Annotated in this window: 21 protein-coding genes; 11 read left to right on the top strand and 10 right to left on the bottom strand. The window is 65.3% G+C overall.

Going from position 1 to position 26,735, the window contains the following annotated elements; translation table 11 throughout:
• Positions 1–87 precede the first annotated feature (87 nt).
• The gene (locus tag FJ039_00980; protein ID MBM4404748.1) at positions 88–1,293 is read left to right on the top strand and encodes an NADP-dependent malic enzyme; all 1,206 of its coding nucleotides are present in this window, start codon (positions 88–90) and stop codon (positions 1,291–1,293) included.
• Here the strand turns inward: FJ039_00980 and FJ039_00985 are convergent.
• Together FJ039_00985 and FJ039_00990 are read right to left on the bottom strand one after the other, a co-directional pair.
• Positions 1,290–2,432, bottom strand: coding sequence for a hypothetical protein (locus FJ039_00985; GenBank protein ID MBM4404749.1), 1,143 nt, complete (start codon positions 2,430–2,432; stop codon positions 1,290–1,292). The genes FJ039_00980 and FJ039_00985 overlap by 4 nt on opposite strands.
• Before the next feature lie 90 nt (positions 2,433–2,522).
• A complete protein-coding gene (locus FJ039_00990) occupies positions 2,523–3,698 on the bottom strand; it encodes an acyl-CoA dehydrogenase (GenBank protein ID MBM4404750.1) in 1,176 nt (391 codons plus the stop codon).
• Positions 3,699–3,862: 164 nt separating this feature from the next.
• Here FJ039_00990 and FJ039_00995 point away from each other — a divergent pair, with 164 nt between their 5' ends.
• Together FJ039_00995 and FJ039_01000 are read left to right on the top strand one after the other, a co-directional pair.
• Entirely contained in the window at positions 3,863–4,183 is a 321-nt protein-coding gene (locus FJ039_00995; GenBank protein ID MBM4404751.1) for a DUF370 domain-containing protein, read from the top strand.
• A 6-nt stretch (positions 4,184–4,189) separates the two neighbouring features.
• Complete coding sequence (locus FJ039_01000) at positions 4,190–4,792, top strand: guanylate kinase (GenBank protein MBM4404752.1); 603 nt, start codon at positions 4,190–4,192, stop codon at positions 4,790–4,792.
• Between the two features lie 3 nt (positions 4,793–4,795).
• On the opposite strand, the gene FJ039_01005 is transcribed toward FJ039_01000, so the two are convergent.
• Together FJ039_01005 and mutL are read right to left on the bottom strand one after the other, a co-directional pair.
• Entirely contained in the window at positions 4,796–5,704 is a 909-nt protein-coding gene (locus FJ039_01005; protein MBM4404753.1) for an A/G-specific adenine glycosylase, read from the bottom strand.
• 12 nt (positions 5,705–5,716) lie between these two features.
• Entirely contained in the window at positions 5,717–7,477 is a 1,761-nt protein-coding gene (mutL, locus tag FJ039_01010) for a DNA mismatch repair endonuclease MutL (protein ID MBM4404754.1), read from the bottom strand.
• Positions 7,478–7,688: 211 nt separating this feature from the next.
• Here mutL and FJ039_01015 point away from each other — a divergent pair, with 211 nt between their 5' ends.
• The 6 genes from FJ039_01015 to FJ039_01040 all read left to right on the top strand — a co-directional run bounded on the left by FJ039_01015 (position 7,689) and on the right by FJ039_01040 (position 13,509).
• Positions 7,689–8,576: a trypsin-like serine protease gene (locus FJ039_01015; protein ID MBM4404755.1), complete on the top strand. Its 888-nt coding sequence runs from the start codon at positions 7,689–7,691 to the stop codon at positions 8,574–8,576.
• A gap of 120 nt (positions 8,577–8,696) precedes the next feature.
• Positions 8,697–9,671: a MoxR family ATPase gene (locus FJ039_01020; protein ID MBM4404756.1), complete on the top strand. Its 975-nt coding sequence runs from the start codon at positions 8,697–8,699 to the stop codon at positions 9,669–9,671.
• On the top strand, positions 9,658–10,581 hold the full coding sequence (locus FJ039_01025) for a DUF58 domain-containing protein (protein ID MBM4404757.1): 924 nt from the start codon (positions 9,658–9,660) through the stop codon (positions 10,579–10,581). Before FJ039_01020 ends, FJ039_01025 begins: the two co-directional genes overlap by 14 nt.
• Positions 10,578–11,597: a VWA domain-containing protein gene (locus tag FJ039_01030; protein ID MBM4404758.1), complete on the top strand. Its 1,020-nt coding sequence runs from the start codon at positions 10,578–10,580 to the stop codon at positions 11,595–11,597. The genes FJ039_01025 and FJ039_01030 overlap by 4 nt, the downstream gene beginning before the upstream one ends.
• Before the next feature lie 284 nt (positions 11,598–11,881).
• Positions 11,882–13,057: a lipid-transfer protein gene (locus tag FJ039_01035; protein ID MBM4404759.1), complete on the top strand. Its 1,176-nt coding sequence runs from the start codon at positions 11,882–11,884 to the stop codon at positions 13,055–13,057.
• Complete coding sequence (locus FJ039_01040; protein ID MBM4404760.1) at positions 13,009–13,509, top strand: thiolase; 501 nt, start codon at positions 13,009–13,011, stop codon at positions 13,507–13,509. Before FJ039_01035 ends, FJ039_01040 begins: the two co-directional genes overlap by 49 nt.
• A 68-nt stretch (positions 13,510–13,577) precedes the next feature.
• Here the strand turns inward: FJ039_01040 and mutS are convergent, their stop codons facing one another.
• Both mutS and FJ039_01050 read right to left on the bottom strand, forming a co-directional pair.
• Positions 13,578–16,160, bottom strand: a complete 2,583-nt coding sequence (gene mutS / locus FJ039_01045; GenBank protein MBM4404761.1) for a DNA mismatch repair protein MutS — start codon at positions 16,158–16,160, stop codon at positions 13,578–13,580.
• 168 nt (positions 16,161–16,328) lie between these two features.
• A complete protein-coding gene (locus FJ039_01050) occupies positions 16,329–17,693 on the bottom strand; it encodes an FAD-dependent oxidoreductase (GenBank protein ID MBM4404762.1) in 1,365 nt (454 codons plus the stop codon).
• Between the two features lie 92 nt (positions 17,694–17,785).
• Between FJ039_01050 and FJ039_01055 the strand changes: the two genes are divergently transcribed.
• A complete protein-coding gene (locus FJ039_01055; GenBank protein ID MBM4404763.1) occupies positions 17,786–18,358 on the top strand; it encodes a TIGR03086 family protein in 573 nt (190 codons plus the stop codon).
• A 103-nt stretch (positions 18,359–18,461) separates the two neighbouring features.
• Here FJ039_01055 and FJ039_01060 read toward each other — a convergent pair whose 3' ends face one another.
• The 4 genes from FJ039_01060 to FJ039_01075 form a co-directional block, all read right to left on the bottom strand.
• A complete protein-coding gene (locus tag FJ039_01060) occupies positions 18,462–21,179 on the bottom strand; it encodes a 4Fe-4S dicluster domain-containing protein (protein MBM4404764.1) in 2,718 nt (905 codons plus the stop codon).
• A gap of 57 nt (positions 21,180–21,236) precedes the next feature.
• Complete coding sequence (locus tag FJ039_01065; protein MBM4404765.1) at positions 21,237–22,886, bottom strand: NADH-quinone oxidoreductase subunit F; 1,650 nt, start codon at positions 22,884–22,886, stop codon at positions 21,237–21,239.
• 1 nt (position 22,887) lies between these two features.
• Positions 22,888–23,361, bottom strand: a complete 474-nt coding sequence (locus FJ039_01070) for a hypothetical protein (GenBank protein MBM4404766.1) — start codon at positions 23,359–23,361, stop codon at positions 22,888–22,890.
• A gap of 118 nt (positions 23,362–23,479) precedes the next feature.
• Entirely contained in the window at positions 23,480–23,887 is a 408-nt protein-coding gene (locus FJ039_01075) for a hypothetical protein (protein MBM4404767.1), read from the bottom strand.
• 614 nt (positions 23,888–24,501) lie between these two features.
• Here FJ039_01075 and FJ039_01080 point away from each other — a divergent pair.
• Complete coding sequence (locus tag FJ039_01080) at positions 24,502–26,697, top strand: response regulator (protein ID MBM4404768.1); 2,196 nt, start codon at positions 24,502–24,504, stop codon at positions 26,695–26,697.
• Positions 26,698–26,735: the final 38 nt, after the last annotated feature.

The following is a 26,735-nucleotide window of genomic DNA, read 5'->3' on the forward strand; positions in this document are numbered from 1 at the left end:
CGGCAACAAGATGCAGCCGCACTGCACCCCTAGGTCAGCAGGGCCTGTTCTGGTATAGTGTTCGTCCGCTTAGGAGGCCTATTGCCCATGAATTACGGTGAACTTTCCATCAAGCGCCATCGGGAGACCAAAGGCAAAGTCGCTATCGTCTCCAAGATGCCCCTTGAGACCATAGAGGACCTTTCCGTCGCTTACACGCCCGGCGTCGCCGCCGTCAGCCTTGCCATCGCCGCCGAAAAGTCCCTCTCCTTCGAGCTGACCAACCGCGCCAATACCGTCGCCGTCGTTTCAGACGGCACCGCCGTCCTCGGCATCGGCGATCAAGGCCCCCTTGGCGCGATGCCCGTCATGGAAGGGAAGGCCATCCTCTTCAAGAACCTCGCAGGAGTTGATGCCATCCCAATCTGCTTGGACACCAAGGACCCTGCGGAGATCGTCAAGACTGTCCGCTACCTTGCTCCCAGTTTCGGCGGCATCAACCTGGAAGATATCGCCGCCCCCAAGTGCTTCGAGGTCGAAGAGGCGCTCCAAGACCTCGGCATCCCGGTCTTCCATGACGATCAGCACGGCACTGCCGTCGTCACCCTCGGCGGCCTCATCAACGCCCTAGCCATAACCGGGAAAAAGATCAAGGACGTGAAGATCGTGATGTCCGGCGCAGGCGCCGCAGGCTGGGCGACGACCAAGATCCTCCTGGATTCCGGCGCCCGCGATATCACCCTCGTGGACACCAAGGGCACCATCCACAAGGGCCGCACCGACCTCACGCCGGTCAAAAAGAAGATGCTCGAAGTGACGAACCCCCGCGATATCCGTGGCGGCATCGCCGACGCCCTCAAAGGCGCCGATGTCTTCATCGGCGTCTCCGCCGCAGGCATCGTCACGCCGGAGATGGTGCGCTCCATGAACAAAGACCCCATCATCTTCGCCATGGCGAACCCCGTGCCGGAAATCATGCCTGACCTGGCCAAGAAGGCCGGCGCGGCGATCGTCGGCACCGGCCGGAGCGATTTCGCCAACCAGATCAACAACTGCCTCGCCTTCCCCGGCATCTTCCGCGGCGCCCTGGATGTGCGCGCGCCGCGCATCACCTCGCGCATGAAGGTGGAGGCCGCAAAGGCCCTGGCCGCGCTGGTGAAGAGGCCCACTCCCGAGAAGGTCATCCCCTGGGCACTCGATAAGACCGTCGTCCCCGCCGTCGCTCAGGCCGTCCGCGACGCCTGGAAGTCGGAAGCCAAAGGGAAGGTCGCCGTCGCCGGCAAGGCCGCCTCCGCCGCCCGCGGCAAGGCCTAACCGCCCAGCGCCGCCCGCAGCGAGGCCCCGAACTCCGCCGCCTGCCATCGCCGCACATCGGGCAAGGCCAACTCCCGGTCGAAGAGCTCCGGCGTTCGCATCAAGCGATCCAGGCTCGCCATGGGCCACACCAGCGCCGGGTCCAGGCTTAGCTGCTTCCCAACCTCGTTGCGCCATGCCCGCAGCTTCTGCATCCGGGCCAGCTGCTCCGCCGTCGGCCTCGGCAGGAACGGGTGCATCGGCGGCGGCCTCTTCTCAGGCGGCGCCTCCAGGCCCTCTTCCATCGCCTGTTTGATAGCCCTCCCGTAGCGCTCCAGCAGCAGATGCGTCATCCCAGGGGCATCCTTCAGCTCTGCCTTGGGGTTCGCCGCGATGTGCAGCAGCACATCATTCCCAAAGACGCGGAAGGGCGGCCGCCCCTTGCGCAGCGCCTCTTTCTCGCGAAGAAGATAGAGGCGTTTCAGCACCGCGAGCCCGCGCCCGTCCAGCGTCCGGCTCCCCTTCACGGAAAGGTAGGCCGTCTCCGGGGAGGCGTCTCCCTCGTAGCGGATCTCCTCCAGACGGCGGCACTCCTCCTCCACCCAGGCCGTGCGCCCAAGCTCCGCCAGTTTCACGGAAATCGCGTCCCGCAGCTGCAGGAGATAGGCTACATCCGCCGCGGCGTAGTCCAGCGCCTCTTGGGAAAGCGGCCGCACGCCCCAATCGGCACGCTGGAGCCTCTTCTCCTTCTCCAGCATCACCCCAAGGAATTGGGCGGCCACCGTCCCCAATCCAAGCTTGTCCAAGCCGCAGAAATGCGCCCCGACGCTGGTATCGGAGATGAGGCGCACCCGGAAGCCCCATTGCCGGTCGAGGCTGCGAAGGTCGTAGTCGGCGCTGTGGATGATCTTCTCGATGCCCGGGTCCGCCAGCACCGCGCCCAAGGGCTCCACGTATTCCAGAGCCGCGGTGTCAACGAGAAAGATGCCTTGCGCTGAGGCAATCTGGATAAGGCAGATGCGCTCCGGGTAGCGGAAGAAGCCGTTCGACTCCATATCGAAGGCGATCCGCCGTTCCTTCGCCAGGGCGCGCGCAAGGGCCTCTAAGCCGGCCGCATCGTCAATGAACTCCACCTGGCGGGGGACGTCCTGTGTGCTCATAAGGACACTATTCTAGCCAAGTGGGAAGGGCGGCCCGGCTCTGGGGAAGAACCGGAAGGAAGGCGCGGTGACCGGGCCGGAGGTGCGCCGCTACCTCGGCAACCCGAGGCCGCGCGTCGCGATGATGTTGCGCTGGATCTCCGATGCTCCCGCCGCGATGGTGGCCGGGATCGTCGTCATATAGGTGTTCTCCAAGCGGCCGTGCATGACGGTGTGCTTCTGTTTGGGCGCGATCATCCCGTAGAGTTGGAACATGGGCAGAAGCGTGCGCACCAGCCGCTGGCTCTGCTCCGTGGAGTAGCACTTGTTGACTGAGGCCTCCATGTTCGGTACCAGGCCCTTGTGCTGCATCCACGCCACCCGATAGGCCAGCACGCGGCTGATCTGGATGCCCACGGTCAAGTCGGCCAGCTTGTTCTGCACCAGCGGGTCCTGCAGCGGCGACTTGCCATTGATCGTGATCGCCCTGAGCGCCGCGATAGCATCGTCCATCGTCCGCCGCATCCCGGCGGAGAAGCCGATCATCGAGCGTTCGAAGTCGAGCGTCGTCGTCGCCACGTACCATCCCCGGTTCAGGTCGCCGAGCATATTGCGCTTCGGCACGCGGACATCGTTGAAAAAGACTTGGTTGAAGCCGTGGCCGCCCGCCATGTTGATGAGGGGCCGGATCTCGATGCCCGGCGTCTTCATGTCCAGCAGGAAGTAGGTGATGCCCTTGTGCTTGGGGGCGTTCGAATCCGTGCGCGTGAGGATGTGTATCCAGTCCGATTTATGCGCCAGCGTCGTCCATATCTTGGAGCCGTTGATCACGTAGTCGTCGCCGTCCGCCACCGCCCGCGTCTGCAGCGAAGCGAGGTCGGAGCCGGCCCCCGGCTCACTGAAGCCCTGGCACCAGACCACTTCGCCCCGCGCGATCTTCCCAAGGTGCTCCTTCTTCTGCTCCTCCGTCCCGTGCACCATGATGCACGGGCCGATGAGCCCGATCCCCTGGCCGTCTCGTCCCGGCGCGCGGTAGTAGCCCATCTCCTCGTTCATCACCAGCTGCTTCATGATGTCCGCGCCGTAGCCGCCGTACTTCTTCGGCCACGGGAGGGCCAGCCAGTTCTTCTCCACCAGCTTCCTCTTCATGTGCTTCTCAACCTCGGGCCGGTCCGTCGTGCCCGATTCGTCCATCGTGCCGACCCAGTCCTTGGGCAGCTCCTTGAGCAGGAAGGCGCGGACCTCCTGGCGAAAGGCTTCGTCTTCGGCGGAAAGTCGGAAATCCATTGGGGTATCCTCTCTGTGAAAAAGCCTTCGTAGCGTAGATTTGCATGGGCTGCATGTCAAGAGAAGCGGCGGCGCGCGGCGCGCCGCGTTCGCCTTGCCTTTCCTGACACCATGCTCTATAGTGAACGCCAAGATTCGGCTAGGCCAAGGGGACGCTCGGCGGCATGAAGGCGGAGCTCCTACATATCGGCTTCGACAATGTCGTCGCCGCCAAACGGCTCGTCGCTATTCTCCCTGGGGCTTCAGGCGCCCGCGGCGCCTTCTCCTCCCCCACCCATCGCATGATCAGCAGCGCCAAGGATCGCGGCCAGCTCCTCGATATGACCAACGGCCGCCGCACCAAGGCCGTCCTCGTCCTCGATTCCGGCCACGTGATGCTCTCCGCCATCTCCCCGCGCACCATCGTCGGCCGCCTCATCGCCGACCGCAACGGCGTTCGCGCCCTTGCCGCCTGGGCCGCGAAAAAAGACGACTCCGAGGACTAACCCTCCGTGCATCCCTATCTCCGTCGCACACCTGTCCTTATCGTGCTTTCCGGTCCTTCAGGCGTCGGCAAAGACGCCATGCTCAACAAGATGCGTCTGATGGCCCTGCCCATCCACTTCACCGTCACCGCCACGACCAGACAGAAGCGGCAGAATGAGACCGAAGGCGTGGACTATCACTTCCTCGCCAGGGAAACCTTTGAGGAGATGATCAAGCGCGGCGAGTTCCTCGAGTACGCCAACGTCTACGGCAACTGGTACGGCGTCCCCAAGGCCCAGGTCCACAACGCCCTCGCCGGCGGCAAGGACGTCATCATCAAAGCCGATGTCCAGGGCGCGGCGACTATCAAAAAGGCCGTTCCCCAGGCCGTCATGACCTTCGTCGTCCCGCCCTCCATGCCGGAGCTGGAGCGCCGCCTCCGCTGGCGCATGACCGAATCGGACACCAGCCTCCGCACGCGCCTGGATACCGCGCGCCAGGAGATGGAGCGCATCGTGGAGTTCGATTTCGCCATCGTGAACGATAGCCTGGATCAGGCCGTCCACGAACTGCTCTCCGTCGTCAACGCCGAGCGCTGCCGCATCCCTCCCAAGCCCATCAAGCTCTAGCCGTTACTCCGGCAGCGCCACTCGCCTCTTTCGCACCGTCACCAGCCCATCCCGCTCCAGCCCGCTCACCAAGTCTACGACCCAGTTTGGGTCCGGGTTGCCCGTTCCCAGCGCCTTCGCCAAATCCTCCATCGTCGCCCCTCTGCCGCTGGAGAGCGCGCGCAGATATTCGACGACTCGGCCTCTGTAGTAGCGCCGCGAACCCTTGAACGGCTGCGCTTGTTTCCCCCTGACCTGCCTCGCCAGCACCCGCTGGATCGTCGGCGCCGCGCGGCAGATACGGCGCGCCGGGCAGTCGCCGCACCGGGGCGCGCGGGAAAGGCAGACCGTCGCCCCAAGCTCCATCATCGCCTGGTTCCACTCGTATGCCCGCGATCGCGGAAGCACGGCCTCCGCGATCGCATCAATCTTCCGGGGCGATGCCGCCCGCCCGCCCAGAACGATGCGTCCCAGTACACGCCGCACATTCGTATCCACCACAGGCGCCGTCCCGTCAAAGGCAAAGCAGACCACCGCCGCCGCAGTATAGGCGCCTATCCCCTTGAACGCCCTCAGCGATCCGCTATCGCCAGGCAGCCTGCCGCCGTGCCGCGTCACAACCTCCCGCGCGATGGCTTGCAGGTTCACCGCGCGACGGTTGTACCCAAGCCCCGACCACTCACGGATGACCTCCCTCGTCGCCGCGACGGCGAGCGCCTGGAAGTTGGGGAAGCGGGCCATCCACGCCAGGTACTTGGGCGCAACGCGGTCGGCCTGCGTCTGCTGCAGCATCACCTCGGAGACCAGGATGGCGTACGGGTCGCGCGTTCTTCGCCACGGCAGGTCTCGGTGGCCCTTCGCGTACCACCGGAGCAAGGCGCGCTGGAATGCGCTCTTCCGCTGAGGGGATAGGGCTGTCCGCCCGGGCAACATAGAGGTGGGACGCTACTTCCTGCAGAAGTCCTTTTCCAACTGCGCCGTCGTCATCCGCAGGAGCACCGGCCGCCCGTGCGGACAGGAATGCGGATTCTCCGCCGCCTCCAGGAGACGGAGCATCTCCTGCATCTCCGCCTGTGTCATCGTCTTTCCCGCCCGCACCGCGCCGTGGCAGGCCACGCTGGCGATCAGCCGGTCCTCCCAGTCGTAGCCCTTCAGATCCTCCGACTCCATATAGTCCAGCACATCGCGCAGCGCCCGCGCAGGCGAAAGGGCGCCGAGCGCCTCAGGCACGCCGCGCACCAACACCGTGCGCTCGCCGAACGGCTCCACCTGGAAGCCGTAGTCGCGGATCCTTGCTCCCTGCTCCTCCAATAACCGCTCCTGCTGAGGCGTCAACTCCACCGTCACCGGCTGCAGCATGCCCTGCGCCTTCACCGCCCCTGATCGCTTCGCCTTGCGCAGCTGGTCAAAGAGCACGCGCTCATGGGCCGTGTGCTGGTCTATCAGATACATCCCGTCCGGCCCCTCAGCCACGATGAACGTCTCCCGCATCTGCCCCAGAACTCGCAGGATCGGCAGCTTCAGCTCACCCTGAACGCTTGGCGCAGCGGGCGCAGGCGGCGCGATAGGCGCGCCTGTTTTCACAGGCGCCGGCGCTCGCCAGACGGGCTGCACCGCCCCAGGCGAAAGGGGCGTGTGCGCCGCCGGTGCGTTCGTCACAGGCGCGGGCACGGGCGCAGGCGTCATCCCCTGGGCAGGCCGCGCGATGCCGCTGGCCGCAAGGGCATTTCGCACGGCATGGTGTATCGCGGCAAAGGCGATCCCCTCGTCCCGGAACTTGATCTCCATCTTCGCGGGATGGACATTCACATCCGTCTCCGAGGGGTCAATCGTCAGGTCCAGCGCCGCGATGGGATAGCGCCCCGTCATCAGCAGGCCCTGGTAGGCGTCTAGAACGGCGTAGGAGAGCGTCCGGCTCTGCACCAAGCGCCGGTTCACGAATATCGTGATGTAGTTCCGGCTCGCGCGCGTCACGCCCGGCGAACTGACCATCCCCCGCACACCCAGCTCCGACCCGCCCAGCTCCTCGCGGTGCTCCACCGCCAGCATCGCCTCTCCCGCCTCCAGGCCATAGAGCCGCGTCAGCGCGTCGCGGAGGTCGCCGCTGCCCTGGGAGGCGAAGACGCGCCTGCCGTCAATCGTGAGGCTAAAGCGCACCTCAGGATAGGCGAGCGCATACTGGCTCACCAGGGTGGAGATGCGCCCCGCCTCCGCCGCGTTCGATTTCAGAAACTTCAAACGCGCAGGCACGTTGCGGAAGAGGTGCTTCACCGTGACCGATGTCCCCTGCGGCGCGCCGCGCCGGCCCCGCTCCTTCACCTCGCCGTCCGCCACGCGGATGAACGAGCCGCCCACGTCCTCTTTCCGCCGCGTCACCAGCGTCACATCTGCCACCGCCGCGATGCTGGAGAGCGCCTCGCCCCGGAATCCCAGGCTCGCGATGCGCTCCAGGTCCTCTGATGACTCGATCTTGCTCGTGGCGTACCGCTGGAAGGCGATCTCCAGCTCACCGGGTGCGATGCCTGAGCCATCGTCCGCCACCCGCAGGAGCGCGATGCCGCCGCCCTGCGCCTCAACGTCCACCTGCTTGGCGCCAGCGTCCAGCGCATTCTCGATCAGCTCCTTCGCCACCGAGACAGGGCGCTCCACCACCTCTCCGGCGGCGATGCGCGCGACTGTCTCCTGGGATAGAAGGCGGATGGGCATGGCAGGGCACACATTCTAGCAAACCGACGGTATGCTTCCAGGGGAGGACGGGACGGCTCTCGTTGACAATACCGATGAGTGACCCCTAGTATTGCCCCTCAAATCCGATTCTAAGAAACGGGTCGTACTATCTACTGACCTCATCGCCGAACAGCGCTCAGGCCTCGTTTGCCGCACGAGCGTCCATACCGAGAGGCGTGCACTGCCTATGATGCATAAGCGGATCGGCCCCACGCCACCCGCTCAGCCGCCCGCCAATCCGGGTCAGCCACCCCCGCCCCGCGTGGGCCTCCGACGGCGCCTCGCCGCCGCCTTCCGACGCTTCCGCGCAATCGCCCTTGTCGCCCTCGGCATCCTCATCGCCTTCGTTGGCTTCCTTCTATATAAGGCGACCGAAGACCCGCCGCGGCAAGTCACTCGGGGGGATATCGAGGCCGTTATCCAGGAGCACCTAGAATCGGCTACGCCCGCACCCTCGAACGAATCCCTTATCTTCGCCATGCTTGCCGCCTCCGTCGTCACCATCACGACCGATGACCCTCAGCCCGGCGCTCCAGCGGGCGCCAGGGGCATCGGCTCGGGCGTCATCGTGGATGAGGCCGGCATCATCCTCACGAGCTACCATGTCGTGCAGAACGCCGGGACGATTACGATCCACTACGCCGATGGCACTCGCTCTCCCGCCGTCGTCGTCAACGCCCAACTGGAGAGCGATCTCGCCATCCTCCGGGCCGCCGAGATTCCCGATGATGTTCGCGCCGCCACCCTCGCCCCCGTCGCCGGCCTGCGCGTCGGCGATCACGTCGTCGCCATCGGCGCGCCCTTCGGTCTCTCCCGCTCCCTCTCCTCCGGCGTCGTCTCCGGCCTCGGCAGGACCTTCCGCGAGCCCAATTCCGGGCGCAACCTCACCAACATGATCCAATTCGATGCGGCAGTGAATCCCGGCAACTCCGGCGGCCCCCTCGTCAACCGCAACGGCGATGTCGTCGGCATCGTCACCGGACTCACGAACCCAAAGAACGAAGGCGCATTCGTCGGCGTCGGCTACGCCGTTCCCATAGAAGCCGCAGGCGGCGCGGGCGGCCCGCCCTGGTATTAGAGTAGGGGCACGCCTCAGGCGCGCCCGGAAAACCGTAGGCGCTGGCCTCAGGCCAGCCCGAAAATCAGAGGAGGCGTCATGACGAACCAGAAAATCGTGAACCCCAAGGAAGCTCCCGTCATGGAGCAAGTCCTGTACGAAGTGAAGAAGGTCATCGTCGGCCAGGACCACCTCCTCGAGCGCGTCCTCGTCGCCCTCCTCTCCCAGGGCCACCTCCTGGTGGAGGGCGCGCCGGGCCTCGCCAAGACCCTCACCATCAAGACCTTTGCCGAAGCGATCCAAGGCACCTTCAAGCGCATCCAGTTCACGCCAGATCTCGTCCCCGCCGACCTCGTCGGCACGCGCATCTTCAATCAGAAGACAGGCGAATTCAGCACCTCCCTCGGCCCCGTCTTCGCCAACCTCCTCCTGGCCGATGAGATCAACCGCGCCCCGGCCAAGGTGCAGAGCGCCCTCCTGGAAGTGATGCAGGAGCGCCAGGTCACCATCGGCGGCGAGACCCACAAGGTGCCGCAGCCCTTCCTCGTGATGGCCACCCAAAACCCCATCGAGACCGAAGGCACGTACCCGCTCCCTGAGGCCCAGGTTGACCGCTTCATGATGAAGGTCCTCGTCAGCTACCCGAGCGAGACCGAGGAGTACGTCATCGTCGAGCGGGTCACCGGCGCGATGGCCGCCGTCCAGCCCGTCGTCACCACGGCGCGCCTCCTCCAGCTCCAGCGCGAAAGCCAGGCCGTCTACGTTGATCCCGCCCTCATCCAGTACGCCGTCCGCCTCGCCTCGGCCACCCGCGAACCCGGCAAGTTCGGCGATGCCGGGCTCTCCCGCTACATCATGTACGGCGCCAGCCCCCGCGCCTCCATCAATCTTGTCGTCGGCGCCCGCGCCATGGCCTTCATCCGCGGCCGCTCCTACGCCGTCCTCCAGGACCTCACCGATCTCGCCCTAGACGTGATGCGCCACCGCCTCGTCCTCGCTTATGAGGCCGTCTCGGAAGGCCTCTCGGCCGATGCCGTCCTCCAGCGCATCCTCCGCCTCGTGCCCCAGCCCACACAACCCCTTCGCACCGCCGAGGAGTCCCATGCGCAACGCTGAGAAACTCCTCCAGCGGCTCGATTGGACCGTCATCCGCCGCTTGGACGGCCTCCTCCAGGGCGATTACCGCACGCTCTTTCACGGCTTCGGCCTCGATCTGGCCGAGATCCGAGAATATGAGCTGACGGACGACGTTCGCTATATAGATTGGAACGTCACCGCCCGCATGAACGCCCCTTACGTCCGCCAATATATGGAAGACCGCGAAGTGACCGCCTGGTTCCTTCTCGATTTCAGCCCCTCCGTGGACTTCGGCGCGGCGGAGCGCACCAAGCGCGACGTCCTCATCGAGTTCGTCGCCGTGCTTTCGCGGCTCCTCACACGCCACGGCAACCGCGTCGGCGCTATCTTCTATAGCGGCGAGATTGACGGCGTCGTCCCCGCCGGGAACAGCCGCCATCAGGTGCTGAGCATGACGAAGGCGATGCTCGATCAGCCGAAGCGCGCCACTTCGCCGCCGACGGACCTTTCCAAGCTCCTTACCGAAGGTCTCCGCCTCATCAAGCGCCGCTCCCTCATCTTCATCCTCTCCGATTTCCTCAGCGCCCCCGGCTGGGAGCGCTCCCTCGCCATCCTCGCCCGCCGCCACGAGCTCCTCGCCGTCCGCCTTCACGACCCAGGCGAGATGGAGCTGCCCGATGTGGGGCTCGTGCGCATCCAAGATGCCGAGACCGGGGAACAGCTTTTGGTGGACACCCACGACCGCGCCTTCCGGAGACGCTTCGTGGAGTCTGCCCTGCGACGTGAAACTCAGCTGAAGGCCGCCCTCAGCCGCTCGGGCGTAGACGCCGTTGAGCTATCCACCAGGGACGATCTCGCCCGGGAAATCGTGCGCCAAGCCCGCTTGCGCAAACAGCGGAAGGCCCTTCCCGCCGCCTTCGCCAAGCCCGCTGCCGGGGGTCAGCCGTGAGCTTCATCTGGGCTAACCTGCTCTGGCTCCTCTTCCTTGTCCCGGCGCTCGTCGGCCTATACGTCTGGCTCCAGCGCCGCCGCAGGAAGTTCGCCGTGCGCTACGCCAGCCTCTCACTCGTGAAGGATGCGCTGGGCCGTGGCCCCGGCATCAGGCGCCACATCCCGCCTACCCTCTTCCTGCTCGGCATCGCCGTCATGATTGTCGCCATCGCGCGCCCTCAGGGGGAGCTCAAGCTCCCATCGCGCGAAGGCACCATCATCCTTGCGATAGATGTCTCCGGCAGCATGCGCGCCGAGGACGTTCAGCCCAGCCGCCTCGATGCGGCGAAAACGGCTGCTCTCAGCCTGGTGGACACCCAGCCCAAGAACGTCCGCATCGGCGTCGTCTCCTTCAGCGATGGCGCCTTCATCGTCCAGCCGCCTACCGTGGACAAGATCGCCGTTACAAGCGCCATCGCCCAACTCCTGCCCCAACGCGGCACCGCCATCGGCAGCGGCCTCCTCATGTCCATCAACGCCGCCTTCAACATCCCGCCGCCTCAGCCCCAGTTCGGCTTCCGCGACCCTCGCGCGCTTCCCACGCCGACCCCCACGGCTCTGCCGCCCGTCCCTCCCGGCTCCACGGAATCGGTCATCGTTGTCCTCCTCACCGATGGCCAGAACACCGTCGGCCCCCGTCCGATAGATGTCGCCCCGCAGGCCGCCAATCGGGGACTGCGCGTCTACACCATCGGCCTCGGCACCCCAGGCGGGGCCATCCTCAATGTGGGAGGCCGCTCCGCCCGCGTTCAGCTGGACGAAGAGACGCTGAAACAGGTCGCCGCGGCAACCGGCGGGCAATACTTCAACGCCACTAGCGCCACCGACCTGCAGGAGATCTACAAGAACCTGAGCACCCGGCTCGTCTTCAAGAGCGCGCAGACGGAGATCACCTTCATCTTCACCGCAGCCGCCGTCGCACTCATGGTCATCGCTGCGGCCCTCTCCCTCTTCTGGTTCAGCCGCGTCTTGTAGAAGGCGCCAGGGCCGTGCAAGGAACGCGTCGCCTACGATGCCTCCACTAAAGTGCCTACCGGGAAGCGCCTGTATCTGTCGCTGACCGGGAATCATTCCAAGAGAAAATCCCACGGTCAGGCGATCCCCCAACGGTGCGCAGTGTTGCCGTCCCTATTGCAATTCGTCATACTCACCTCCCGCCATCCTGCGATCGTAGGAGCGTAGATTGCCCGCTCTGCGAACGGCCGGCCCATCGTGCCGGAATCATTCGCCACCGATAGGGCCTCCGGGAGATCACCCATATGCCTTCACAATCATCACGCCCCCTTCGCGATACGACAGCCGTCGTCGGCATCGGCGCAACCGAGTTCTCCAAAGCTGCAGGCAGGAGCGAGCTTCGATTAGCCGCCGAAGCGATACATGCCGCCATTGCGGACGCGGGACTGGGCGCCAACGAGCTTGACGGCCTCGTCTGCTTCGACTCTGATGTTGCCTCCCCTATCCCACTCGTCAACGCCCTGGCCCTTCCGAACATCAGGTACTGGGCGACCACAAGCTATGGCGGAGGAGGCGCCTGCGCAACTGCGCTCCTCGGCATGATGGCCGTAGCCACCGGCCAAGCGAACTACGTGGCATGCTACCGCTCCCTGCGAACGGCGTCAGGGCGGCGGTTCGGCTCCTGGTCGGGCAAGGAAGGCTCAGCCGGTTTGGAGCAGTTCTTTGCCCCGTTCGGCATCGTGACCCCGGTCCACCGGCGCGCCCTTGCGGTGACGCGCTACATGCACGATTTCAATATCAGGCCGGAACAGTTCGGCGCAGTCGCCGTGGCCTGCAGGAAGCATGCCAATCGCAATCCCAAGGCCGTGATGCACAACCGCACCTTGACCATGGAAGAGCACCTCGGCTCCCGCATGATCTGCGAACCCCTCCGCCTCTTCGATTGCTGCCTCGAGACGGACGGTGCAGTAGCCTTCATCGTCACCACCGCTGAACGGGCTAAGGACCTGAAACAGCGGCCTGCCTATATCCTCGCCGCCGCCCAGGGCGCAGGCAGACAGCCAGTGTGGCCGCCGCCCACCGCGATCCATCGCACGCCCATGACCACGACCCATGAAGCGGCGGCAAGCGCGAAGAATCTCTACGCCATCGCCGGCGTTGAGCCCAAGGATATAGACTGCGCGCAGCTTTATGATCACTTCACGCCGCTCGTCCTCATGGCCCTGGAGGCCTACGGCTTCTGCGGCGTGGGAGAGGGAGGCGCCTTCGCAGAGGGCGGCCGCATCGAGCTCGGTGGACAGCTGCCGATCAACACCGCCGGCGGCAACCTCTCGGAGGGCTATATCCACGGCGTGCAGCTGATCCCGGAGGCGGTTCGCCAGATACGCGGGACCTCAACGGCCCAGGTGAAAGACGCCGAGCTGACGCTCGTATGCGGCGCGGCGGACGACCCCAGCAGCACCCTCATCCTCAGAAGGTGAACGCCATGGACAAACAGCTGACACAAGCCGACCTGGGCCTGAAAACCGATTTCCCGTCCTCCATACCCCTGCCTGACGACGACACCGCACCGTTCTGGGAAGGCTGCAAGCGGCATGAGTTTCTGATCCAGCAGTGCGGCAAGTGCCACGTCTTTCGCTATCCGGTCCGGCCCATGTGCCCGGACTGCGGCTCCGGCGAGTTCACGTGGGTGAAGTCCAAGGGGACGGGAAAGATCTATAGCTACGCCATTCCCAACCACCCGAGCGGCAATAAGGCCTTGCAAACGCTGGTGCCCTACAACTTCGTGCTCGTGGAGATGTCTGAGGGCGTCCGGGTCGTCAGCAACCTATTAGACGTGCCGACGAAGGAGATAAAGATCGGCATGCCGGTCCATGTCGTCTTCACGGAAGTCAAGCCCGGCGTCGTGCTCCCGCATTTCCGACGGGCCTAAGCTTCGCTGTCGAAGAACGGTGCCACGAGCAGGCCAACTACGCCGATGGCCCTGTCGTCTTCAACCCCTTACGCCCCGCCCCCCGCCTTCGCCCTCTCCTGCAGCTCGTAGAGCTTTGTGATCGCCTCCAGCGGCGTCATCCCGCTCACGTCCAGCCGCCTCAGCTCCTCGAGCGTCTTCGATTGCTGCGCGAAGAGCCGCATCTGCACCTGGACCTGCGGCGCCTCCGCCCTCATCCGCCTCGGCCGTCCCGCCTTCTCCGATTCCAGCGTCGTCAGCACCTCTTGCGCCCGCGCGATCACCGGCTTCGGCATCCCCGCCAGCTGCGCCACATGCACGCCGTAGCTCCGGTCCGCCGCCCCCGGCACGATCTTGTGCAGAAAGGCCACCTTCCCACCCTCCTCGGAGACGGCGACGTGATAGTTCTTCACGCGCGGCAGCACCTGCGCCAGCTCCGTCAGCTCATGGTAGTGCGTCGCGAAGAGCGTCTTCGCCCCCAGGCGCGGGTGGTTGTGGATGAACTCCGCCACCGCCCGCGCGATGGAAAGCCCGTCGTACGTGCTCGTCCCGCGCCCGATCTCGTCCAGGATGATGAGCGATCGCGGCGTGGCGTTGTTCAAGATATGGGCCGTCTCCACCATCTCCACCATGAACGTGGACTGCCCCGTCGCCAGGTCGTCCTGCAGGCCAACCCTCGTGAAGACCCGGTCCGCGATCCCCATCCGGACGCTGTCCGCAGGCACGAACGAGCCCATCTGCGCCAGCAGCACGATCAGCCCCACCTGGCGCAGATAGGTGGACTTCCCGCCCATGTTCGGCCCGGTGAGGATCACCACCTGGCTCTCTTTGCCTGAAAGCTCCGTGTCGTTCGGCACGAACTCGCCCAGCGGGATGCTGCGCTCCACGATGGGGTGCCGCCCGTTCACGATCCGCAGCTCGTCGCCCTCCGTCAGCACCGGGCGCGTATAGTTCCCCCGAGCCGCCGTCTCCGCGAAGGCGGCAAAGACATCTGTCTCCGCCACCGCCGCCGCCGTCCCCAGGATCGCGTCGCCGTACCCGGCCAGCTGCCGTAGGACTTGCTTGAAGAGCGCCGACTCTATCTCCAGCATCCGCTCCTGCGCGTTCAGGATTAGCGATTCGTACTCCTTCAGCTCAGGCGTGATATACCGCTCGCCCCCCACCAGCGTCTGCTTCCGCACATAGCTTTCGGGCACCTGGCCCCGGTTGGCGTTGCTCACTTCGATGTAGTAGCCGAAGACCCGGTTGTACCCCACCTTCAGCGACTTGATGCCCGTCTTCTCCCGCTCCTGCCGCTCCAGGTTCGCCAGGTACGACTTCGCATTCCGCGAAGCCTCCCGCAAATGGTCCAGCTCTTCGTTGAACCCCGGCTTGATCACATCGCCGTCCGCCACCATAGCCGGCGGCTCCTCCACGATGGCCGCCTTCACCAGGTCAACCGCCTCCTGGCACGGCCTCAGCCTCGCGCGCAAGCCCTCCACCGCCGTCGGCGGCTCCTGCCCGAAGACCTCCCGCAGCTCCGGCAACAGCTCCAGCCCGCGACGGAGCGCCACCGCTTCCCTCGGCGTCGCGATCCCCGCTCGCGCCCGGTTCACCAGCCGCTCCAGGTCAGAGATGCGCCCGACGGTAGCGATGGCCTTCGCCCGGGGCGTCGCATGCTCCACCAGCCACTGCGCCACATCCAGCCGCTCCTCGATCGCCCGCCGGTCCAAGAGCGGCTGGCTCAGCCACCGGCGCAGAAGCCGCCCGCCCATCGCCGTCTTTGTCAGGTCCAGCACGCTCAACAGCGAATGCTGCGCCGCTCCCCATCTGCCGCCCTGCGTCAGCTCCAAGTTCCGGCGCGTCTGCGGGTCCAGCGCCATATAGGCCGAAGCCGAATAGGTGGAGAGCGCTGTCACCTGCGCCAGAGACGTCTTTTGCATCTCCGTCAGGTACGCCAGGATGCCTCCGGCCGCCCGCGCCGCCAGGGGCAGGTCGGCGCACCCATAGGCCTCCAGCGTCGTCACGCCGAAGTGCCTCAGCAGCCGCTCCGTGGCGTCTTCCAGGTAAAAGTCCTGCGCCTCCCTGGCCGTCCGCGTCACTTCGATCTTCAGCTCGGGAATCGTCGTTCCCTTGGGCAGCAGCAGCTCCGCAGGCGTAAGCCGCTCCAGCTCCGTTGCAAGCTGCTCCAGGGGCAGCTGCGTCACCGCGAACTCGCTGGTGGTGATATCCACGTAGGCCACGCCCGCCAGCCCGCCCTCCACAACCACTGAGACCAGGTAGTTGTTCGCCTTCTGCTCCAGCAGATTCGGCTCCACCACCGTCCCCGGCGTCACCACCCGCACCACCTCCCGCTCCACCAGTCCCTTGGACTCCTCGGGGTCCGTCGTCTGCTCGCAGATCGCCACCTTGTGCCCCTTCGCCAGGAGCCTTCCAAGGTAGTTGTCCAGCGCATGCGCCGGGATGCCCGCCATCGGCACCCGCTGCCCCTTCCCCATCTCCCGCCCCGTCAGTGCGATGCTCAGCGCGCTCGCCGCAACCCGCGCGTCGTCGTCGAACGTCTCGTAGAAATCGCCCAAGCGGAAGAGCAGCAGCACATCGGGAAACTGCCGCTTGATGCGGAGGTATTGCTGGCGCAGTGGCGTGATGGACATTGGGCCTGCCATTGTACCCGACCGCACAGCCTCTAGCCCGGTTCGACTTTGCGTGGATAAACCCTCTTAACTCTTCCCACCTACTAATCTGTGTTCATCTGTGTAATCTGTGGATAAATCCTCTTCCCCGGAACCCTGCTCCTCGCTCCCTGAACCTATCCTCCCCCTTCACTTCCTCTCCTCCCTCTTGCTCCAGACCTCCGGCACCTTCGCCCGCCACAGGTCGCACCGCACGCATCGCCGCGCCTCCGCGATCGCCTCCTCCTTCGTATACCCCTGCTCCACCAGCGCGAAGCTCCTCTTCCTGGCGCGCAGGTCCACGAGCGGCATCGCCACCACCGGCTTCCCCTGCTCCGCCAGATGCGCCGGCATCGTCATCTCGCTCCCCGGCGCGAGCGCGAACGACTCGCTGATATCGCCATCTCCCCCCAGGAACTTGTCTATCGCGATGGCCGCCTTTTTCCCTTGCGCCATCGCCTCCACGATGCTGTCCGGCCCGGTCACCGCATCCCCTGCGGCAAAGAGCCCTCGGCGCGCCGTCATCTGCGTCTCCTTGTCCACGCCGATGCCCCCGCGAGATGTGGTCGTAACTCCCCACTGCTGGGGAATGCCTGTCTCTTCCCCGGCGGCCACGAGCACAAGCTCCGCCGGAGGCGCATCCTTCAACAGCGTCTTCTCGATGAATCGCACGCCCTCTTCCTCCGCCGCCGCTATCTCGAAGTCGTAGGCCTGCGCCGCGACTCGCTCCCCCTCGAAGACGATGCGCACATCCTTCCCCCCCAGGCGAACGGCGCACCTCGCGGCGTCCACCGCCACGTTGTTCCCGCCGATGACCACAACGCGATCGCCCACCCTCGGCGCGCGACCCGCGTTCACCTCTCGGAGGAACTCCGAGGCCGCCCGCGCCTTCTCCAGGCCGGGGATCGCCTTCGCAACCGTCTGTCCCACCGCGATCAGCGCCGCATCGTACTGCTGCAGCAGCGCCTCCACATCCCTTACCCGCGTGCCCAACCTCACCTCAACCCGCACCGCAGTGATCCCTTCGATCTCCTTGCGCAGCGCATCGCGCGGCGCCTTGTACTCCGGCAAGCCGTAGCGCAGCTGCCCGCCAAGCTCCGGCATCGCTTCATAGAGCGTCACGCTATGCCCGCGCCGGCGCGCCAGATAGTAGGCCGCCGTCAGGCCCGCAGGGCCCCCGCCGATGATGGCGACTCTCTTGCCCGTCGCCTTCGCAATCTTTCCAACGTTCCTGTCTTCCTGGTCCCCAAGTTCCTTCCCATGCTCATACGCCGCTCGCTTGATGGCATTGATCGCCACCGGCTGCTCCATGATGCCCCGGCGGCACCACGGCTCGCAGGGGCGGTAGCAGATGAGCCCGCAAGCCACGGGCAAGGGGATGGACTCGCGCACCACGGCCTCCGCCTCGGCGAACCTCCCCTCCTCCACGTACCCGATGTAGCGCGGCACGTCTATCTCCGCCGGGCAGGCGATCACGCACGGCGCAACGAGTCTCTTGTGCGCATCTGATGTCATAATAGCCCGTCATCATACCCTGCGGCGGGCGCGAAGCGCATGGTGCCGCCTGTGGTAAAATCTCCCCGATATCTGTCGAGGGGGAATGCGCCATGTCGAAAGCAACGATGCTCGGCCCGGTTGAGCTCTATGAACAGGCCGTCCGCAATACCAGAAGGGTCTTCGCCGCCGTCAAGCCCGACCAGTTGGAGAACGCGACCCCCTGCGAAAAGTGGAACGTCCGCGAGCTGATGCAGCACATCGCCGGCGGCGTCGCCATGACCGCTCACTCCTTCGATGTGAGCCACCTCACCAACGCTGAGCATCAGGCCGCCAAGGCCGGCGTTTCCCTCGCCCAGTACGATGCCGCCATGCATCGCGCCCTCGCCGCCGTCTCCAAGCCCGGCGCCATGGACAAGAGGGTCCGCACTCCCATGGGCGAGATGCCCGGCGGCAACTTCCTCATGGTCCTCTTCATGGACAACCTCACCCACGGCTGGGACCTCGCCAAGGCCACGGGACAGGACACGAACCTGCCTGCTGACCTGGTGGACGCCTGCTACGAGAACTTCGCCCCCGGCTTCGCCGATCTCTCCAAGTCCGGCGCCTTCAAGCCCCCCATCTTTGTTTCTCCCACAGCCTCCAAACAGGCCAAGCTCCTCGCCGGCCTCGGCCGCAACCCGTAAAAAAGGCGGCCACTCGTGGCCGCCTACACTGTTACCTTATCGGAGACTCCGTACCTTCGGAGAGCCTTCCGTAAACTTCCGGGAAGCGAAGGGTCTACAAGCCCTACGCCTTCTTGATCTGCGCCGCGAACCGCTTCGCCTTCGTGAACGGCTGCAGCTTCCCTGGCGTCGCCTTGTTCAGCACATCCGTCACCACTGTGTGGTGCGGCAGGCGCACCAGCGCCGTCCCCGCCTGCGCGCGGCCGTTCACGTGCGCCTTCGCCTCGATCGTGCCCAGCGTCGCCGCGCTGATCATCACCCTGTCGCCGCTCGCGATGCCCAGGTGGCGCGCATCGGAGGCGTTCAGCTCCACCCAACTCTCATGCTTCAGCTCAACCGTCCCCGCGACCTCGCGGAAGATGGACAGCATCGCCGTCATGCCCTGCGCTTGCGCGTGGGCGGGAAGCGCCATCGGCTGGAAGCGCCCAAGCCCGCCGAGAAATCGGTCGGCGTGAAGGATCGGCGTGCCGGGGTCCCCTGCCCCTCGGCAGGGCCACTGCACCGTCGAGCTCTCCAGGCGCTGGTAGTCCACGCCCGCATAGGTCGGGGCCAGCTTGGAGATCTCCGCCATGATCTCCCCAGGGTCCGCGTAGTCGAAGCCGCGCGCGCCCAGCTTCCGGGCGACCATTGAAAGGGCCTGCCAGCCCTCTTTCGACTCGCCGACGGGCTTGATCGCCCGCCGGACGCGCTGGATGCGGCGCTCAAGGCTCGTATACGTGCCGTCGCGCTCCGCGAAGGAGGCCATCGGCAGGACCACGTTCGCATGTCCCCCCATGCCAGTGATGAAGGTGTCTTGCACCGCAAGGAATTCGAGTTTAGATAGCGCCGCGCCCAGTTCGCCATCGGCATTGAGCGCCGTCGAGGCGTTTTCGCTTATCGCCACCAAGGCCTTGATCTTCCCCTGGCGGATGCCGTTCAGGATCTGGCGATAGCCCAGGCCCGGCCTGTTCGGGACGCGCTCGCCCCACAGATCCCGCGCCTTCAGCCACGCGCCCGCCGCCTCGATGTGCAGGCCGCCCGGCAGCATGTCCGGCAGACAGCCCATATCGGCCACGCCCTGGCTGTTGCTTTCGCCCAGCATCGGATAGAGCCCGGCGCCCCGCTTGCCGATGTTGCCCGTCAGCATCGCCAGGTTAGCCAGCGCCGCGCCCATCTCCGGCGAATCGCCCGCAAGCGCGCCGCCCAGGATGAAAGCCCCGGGCTTGCGCGAGGAGACCAGCCGGACGACCTGCTCCAGCCGCGCCTTCGCGATGCCCGACGCCTGCTCCGCCGCCTCCAGCGTGAAGGCCTTAAGCGACTCCTGCAGCTCGGCAAGCTGGAGCGTGCGGTCGGCGATGAACTGCTTGTCCTGGAGCCCTTGGGCCAGGATGGCGTTCACGATCGCACCCAGGACGGCGACTTCGCTTCCCGGCTTGCAGACCAGCTTCTCCGTGGCCTGGAGGCCGAGCTCCGTATCCCGCGGGTCCAGCACGATGAGGTGCGCCCCCCTGCGGACGGCCTCCTTCACCTGCTGCGCCGCCACAGGATGTTCGAACGTCAGATCAGCATCAACGACTAAGATGAGTTTGGAATCGCGCAGATCCCAGATAGGGTTCGTCGCCGCGCTCGTGCCGAAGGCATTCTCGATCCCCGCCAGCGCCTGGCGCGGGAAGAGCGGGTCAACGGAGTCAATGTTGGATGTGCCGATGACCGCCCGGGCGAACTTCTGCAGGACAAAGTTATCCTCGTTCGTCGCCTTGGGGGAGGCTAGGAAGGCCACTTCATCGGGCTTATAGCGCCGCAACTGGGCCGCGATCATCTCGATGGCGCTCTCCCAGGTCGTCTCGCTCAGCTGGCCGCCCTGGCGCACCATCGGCTTCGTCACGCGGTCCTTGCTGTAGACCCACTTGTAGCCGAACTTGCCCTGGACGCACTCCGCGCCGTGGCTCCCTTCCCCTTCGATATCGTGGGTGACGCGGATGAGCTTCTCTTTCTTCACATTGAGGTTGAGGGAGCAGCCGACGCTGCAGCTGGAGCAGGCCGAGGTCACATAGTTGTCCGCCGCGCCTGCCCACTTGCTGTCCTTCTCCGTGATGGCGCCCACAGGGCAGACATCCACGCAGACGCCGCAGTAGGTGCATCCCGAATCGGCCAGCGTGCCGCCCAGGGAGGAGACGACCACCACATCGTTGCCGCGCTTCTGGAAGGTGATGGCGTTGGCCCCCTCCACCTCGGCGCAGGCCCGCACGCACTTCCCGCAAACGATGCACAGGTTCATATCGTGGTCAATAAACGGGTTCCGCGTCTCCAGAGGGATGTTGCGGTACTTATAGGGCAGCGGGACCTCGTTCACCTTCACGTAGTAGACCACGTCCTGCAGCTCGCACCGCTCGTTCTGGGGGCAGACCACGCAGCGGTCAATGACGCTCACGTTGCGAAGGCAGACGTCCTTGGGGCCGCAGTGCTCCGTGCGCCAGCAGGTGAGGCAGCCGTGGGGGTGGTTCGCCAGGGTCAGGCCCAGGATATCGCGCCGCACATCCTCGATGGCCGTGGAGTTCGTCTTGATCTCCATCCCCTCCATCACGGAGGTATGGCAGGAGGCGGGCAGGCCGCGCATGTTGCTCACTTCCACCACGCACATGCGGCAGGCGCCGTAGGGCTTCAAGATGGGATGCCAGCAGAGATAGGGGACGTAGACGCCCGCATCCCGCGCGGCCTCGATGATCATCTGGCCCTTCTTGGCCATGACCTCTACGCCGTCTATCTTGATCTTCACCCGGTCGCTTGGGGGCTGCGTCGTCATACGCTTCTCTCTACCACCCCTTCCATCTCAGGGAAGGGGCCGGGGGTTAGGTCGCCGTCACTTGGCCGCCGCGTCAAACTCCGCTTTGAAATAGCGATAGCCCGATTTGATGGGGTTGTCCGCCAGCTGGCCGTGGGCGCACAGCGACGACTTCATCGTGTCGCCGATCACCATGGCCGCCGCCAGCTCCTTCTTGGTCCCCTTGCGGTGGGCCAGCCGCTCCAGCACATCCGCCACCTGGCGCGTCCCCGTCCGGCACGGGAAGCACTTTCCGCAAGACTCCTCAGCGTTGAACTCCGCCAGCGTGGCCGTCAGCTCCACCACGGAGACCGTCTCATCCCCGACGATGATGCCGCCGGAGCCGAACATCGCGCCGGCCGCCACCATGCCGTCGAAGTCTATCTGCATATCGAGCGCCGAGGCGGGCAGGAAGCCGCCGAGGGGCCCGCCCGTCTGGAGGAACTTCAGCTTTTTGCCGTCCGGCACGCCGCCGCCCACCTGCTCGATCACCTGGCGCAGGGTGAGGCCGAAGGGCACTTCGTAGAGGCCGGGCCGCGCGATGTGCCCGGAGAGGCAGACCAGCGCCGTCCCCTTGCTCTTGGCCGTGCCGATGCCCGCGAACCAATCGCCGCCCTTCAGCACGATATCGGGCGCGTAGGAATAGGTCTTCACGTTGTTGATGTTCGTCGGCTTCTGCCAGAGGCCCGCCGCCGCCGGGAAGGGCGGCTTGTAGCGCGGCATGGCGCGCTTCCCTTCGATGGCCTCCATCAGCGCCGTCTCTTCGCCCGCCACATACGATTCGCCGGTGAAGGCCAGTTCAATATCGAAGTCGAAGCCGGAGCCGAGAATGTTCTTCCCCAGGAGGCCCAGCTTGTGGCACTCTTCGATGGCGTGCTGGATGCGCGCGATGGGCAGGTCCCACCCGACGCGGATGAAGACGAAGCCCTTGCCGCCGCCGGCCTTGCAGGCATAGCCGCCCAGGATGATGCCCTCCAGCACGCGGTGCGGGTCGCTCTCCAGGAGGTGCTTATCGTTGAAGGCGCCGGAATCGCCCTCCTCGCCGTTGCAGAGGAGGTATTTTGGCGAGACGTTGGACGTGGCCAGGAAGCGCCACTTGGTGCCCGCGGGGAAGGCCGCGCCGCCGCGCCCGCGCAGGTTCGATTTCTCGATCTGCGCCAGGACGTCGTCCGCCTTCATCTGGGTCAGCGCCTTGTGCAGCGCCGCGTAGCCGCCCCTGGCGATGTAGTGCCAGATATTCGTGGGGTCAATGATGCCGCAGTTCGCCGTCGCCACCCGGTTCTGGAGTTTGAACTCGGGGCGCTCGAAGAGGCTCTGGAGGCCCGTGCCTTCGAGCTTGCCCAACGCGCCGAAGACCATATCCTGGGGCGTCTGGCCCCCGGCGATGTAGTCCGCGATGCGGGAGGCGTTCTGCGGCGTGACGTTCCGGAAGAAGATGCGGGGCTGGCCCGGCTTGATCACGCTCACCAGCACCTCGGCATAATCGGGGCCAAGGCCGCCGGTGATATGGAAATCGCAGGCGGCGCCCTTGGAGTGGGTGAGCCGCTTCAGCGCCTCCAGCACATGGGGCGCGCCCGCCGCCTGGCCGTGGATGCCATAGCCGATGAAGACCTGCGGGCGCGTGGGGCTTTCCACGGCCTGCCAGGCCGCGTCCGCCTTCTGCTTCAGCGCCGCGTAGCTCTCAGCCATCCTATGCCCCTGCCTTGCCGTTCTTCATCTTGTCCAGCTGCTCTTTCAGCTTCTCCTTGGTGAGCCGACCCATGAGCCTCCCATCGAACTTGCCCACGGGGGCCAGGGCGCACGCGCCGCCGCATTCGAGGCCGCGCAGAGTGTAGTGCTTATCGGCCGATGTGGTCCCGAACTTCGTCCCAGCGAACTCCTCGGCCTGCTTCATGAGGGCCTTGGAGTGGAAGAGCTCGCAGGAGGGGCCCCAGCAGAGCTCGATCTGGTGCTTGCCGGGCGGCTCGAAGCGGAACTGGGTATAGAAGGTGGCAACGCCGAAGACATCGTTCACCGAGGCGCCGGTGTATTCGGCGACGGCGGCGATGGACTCCTTCGGCAGGTAGCCCAAGGCCTCTTGCACCCAGATGAGCGACGAAAGGACGGTGACCGTCCGGCCGATCCTTTTCTGGCCGTCCAGTATTTCCTTATATTTGGCGTCCATATCTTTTGAACGGCCTGCCCGCAAGGGCGATTGTGAACTTTCGCACGAACGCGGGAATGCTAGCACAAACCCCCCGTCCGTTCAAGGAGCGCAAAGGCTGATAATGAAGGGAGGCCTGTCACGTCTGCGCTGTGTAAGCAACCAGCCATGCCACTAACGAAGAGCTAGTAACCCCTACTACAAATCCCAAAAGAAAATCGAAGCCCTTCTCTATCTTCCATCGAAGCCACTGTTTCTCAAAAAAGCTTGCCTTTGTCACGTCAACCTCTAGGGAAGCTTGAAGAAAATCGTCCGGGATATCTAATTCTTCCCTGGTTGGCGGATTCAAATATATCTCGTTGACCTGCGAATTCTCGAGCACACCTTGAAACGCCCATAGCTTAATGGCTTTCCCACGGTGTCTTACGACTACAGCATCACCTCTGGCCCTTAACCCCAGTTGTTCACGTGACTTCTGAGTCAACAAGCATCTGTTGGTGACATCAAACGAGAGTGCTTTCGGAAATTTCTGCACCTTGATCCGCATGCCTCTCCTTGCTAGGGGAACAATAGCTATTTGGAAGCATATCACCCAAAACAACAACCTTGTTATGAGGTTCCCAACGGAGTCCGACCCCTGATGATAGTTGACACTCTTCGCTATCATATAGTATACATTATCTCGTAATGCCTACACCACGAAACGTTATGCAGAAAGGCCCCGGAACGGACGGCCGCGCCGAAAGCATGCCGGCGCTCCGCCCCCGCTCCGCGATGCACCTCGTGGCACAGGCGTGGACACAAGGGAGGATCGTACGATCTGAGACCTCCGCACTCACAGGCGGGCGTGACCGGCTGACGTCAGTCGCCGAGGGCACGGTGGGGAAAGCGCGAGACCGCTATCGCGCCGCCCTCTCCCGGCTCCGCCGGGACGTTCAACGCTCGCACCTTTGTTGGACGCGTTCATCCATGGAACAACCGTCGGGCCCTCTGCATAACACCCCTCCCCACCGCATCCCGCCCCAGGAGGAACTCGCACCTCGGTGCCGCTGAAGATGGGCGTGTCGCGAAGACTTGCCGCGCCCCTACGCAACTGAAACCGCCCTCCCCTCCCGCCCTCCGGGAACCCGGTGGCCGGTGCTACAATCCCACCGAGGGACCATGGACTGGCACGCCTTCCGCTACACGATCCCTTTTTATATCGGCGTCGCGCTGCTCCTTATCCTGGGCGCGACGGCCTGGCGCTACCGTCCCGCGCCCACGGCAACGCTGACGGCGCTGCTGGTCTGGGGCATCGGCACGTGGTCCATCCCCTACGCCCTGGGGTTGGGCAGCACGGACCTTGACCTGAAGACGTGGCTCTCCAAGACGGAGTATCTCTCCATCACCTTCGTCTCGCTAATCTGGTTCGCGCTCGCGGTGGCCTACAGCGGCCATGACGAGTGGATCACCCGCAAACGCATCGCCCTCTTCAGCATCGTGCCGCTCATCACCCTCGTCCTCGTCTTCACCAACGAACTGCACCACCTTATCTGGGAGCATATCTCCCTGGAGCCGAGCGGGCCATTCCTCCTCTGGAAGGCCGATTACGGCGCCGTCTTTTGGGTCTACGCCGCTTACGCCTACGGGCTGGCGCTGACGGGCATCTTTCTCCTCTTGCGCTCCATGGTCGGGGCCACGAGGCTTTTCCAGATCCAGGCCGCATCGCTCATCGGCACTGCGCTGATCCCGCTCTTCGGCAACCTGCTCTACGTCTCGGGACTCACGCCGTTCCCCAGGTATCTCATCTCGCTCACGTTCCTCTTCGCAGGCATGGGGTTAGTCTGGCTCCTCTTTCGCTCCCAGTTCGTAACGCTGCTGCCCATCGCCAGGACGTGGGTGCTGGACACCATGGCCGACGGCGTGCTGGTGCTGGACGAGCGCGACCGCATCGTGGACACGAACCCGGCGGCGCGGCGGCTGGCAGACTGGGAGTCGCGGCCGCTCATCGGGCGGCCCGTGCAAGAGGCCTTCGCGGGCCTTCTGCCTGCGCGTCCCGAATGGGAGAGGCAGCCTGTGCAGGAAATCGTCCTCACCAAAGAGGGAAGAGCGACGGTCTTAGAGATGCGCAGCTCGCCTGTGTACGACGCGAAGAGCCAGCCCAGGGGACGCGTGGTGATCCTGCGCGATATCACGGTACGCAAAGAGGCGGAACGGGTCCTGCAGCGCGGCAGGGACGAGCTGGAACGCCTGGTGGAGGAGCGGACAGGAGAGCTGAAGGCGGCGGCGAGCGAGCTCCAGGAATCGCGGTACCGCCTGGTGAATACGCAGGAGCAGGTGCGGAAAGAGGTGGCCCAACAGCTTCACGGGCCGGTGCAAAACCGCCTGCTGGTGGTCCGGCACCAGCTGAACGACGCGCTGGAGGCATTGAAGGAGCGAAAGCCGGGAGCGACGGAGTCAGTGGAAAAGTCCCTGGCGCTTCTGGAGGAGATCGTCTCGCGGGAGCTCCGAGCGGCGATGCAGCGGCTGCACCCTTCGCTCATCAGGATCAACCTGCATGCGGCGCTGGATGAGCTGGCGAAGCGGTTCGAGCCGAAGGTGACCGTCACGGTGCGGGCGGAAGGGTCGCCGGCAACGCCGGAGCGACTCTGGCGGGACGGCCTGCCGGAGCAGCTGCGCCTGGCGATCTACCGGGTGACGGAGGAGGCGCTGACGAACGTGCTGAAGCATTCGGGGGCGGCCACGGCGGAGGTTGTCCTGGGCCAGCCGACGGCGGAGACGATCAGCGTGACGATCAGGGACGACGGCAAGGGCTTCAACGCGGTCACGATGAAGGCCGGCTACGGGAGTCAGGCGATGCAGGACTATTCGCGTGCCGAGGGCGGCTCCGTGACGTTCACGAGCAGGCCGGGCAAAGGAACAGCCGTCATCGCGACGTTCCCGACGCCCCGCCCGGCGGCGGCAAGCCCCCAGGCCGCGCAACCCGCCCAGGACCATGCGGCGAGGGAAGCGGCGAACGGCCAGAAGACGCTCCTGGTGGTGGACGACCAGCCGGATTTCTGCGCCTATGTGCTGGAGATGCTCAAGCCCTATACCGATGTGCGCATCGCCGGGGTGGGCCATGACGGCGACGAGGCCGTGCGCCTGGCGGCGAAGCACCACCCGGACGCGGTGCTGATGGATGTGGAGATGCCGCGCAGGGACGGCATCTCTGCGACGCGGGAGATACGGGCGCTGCACCCGGAGACGAAGGTGATCCTGATGAGCGCCCAGCACGGCGAGGCCTTTTCCCGAGACGCGCTGGCGGCGGGGGCGACGGAGTTCATCGCGAAGCGGGACATCTCCGCCGCGCGGGTGCGCAAGGCGATGGGGGAGTGAGGGGGCGAGCCCGATGGGGAGGGCGCGCGCCGCGTTCG

This window comes from Chloroflexota bacterium (assembly GCA_016875535.1).
Lineage (GTDB): Bacteria > Chloroflexota > Dehalococcoidia > SHYB01 > SHYB01 > VGPF01.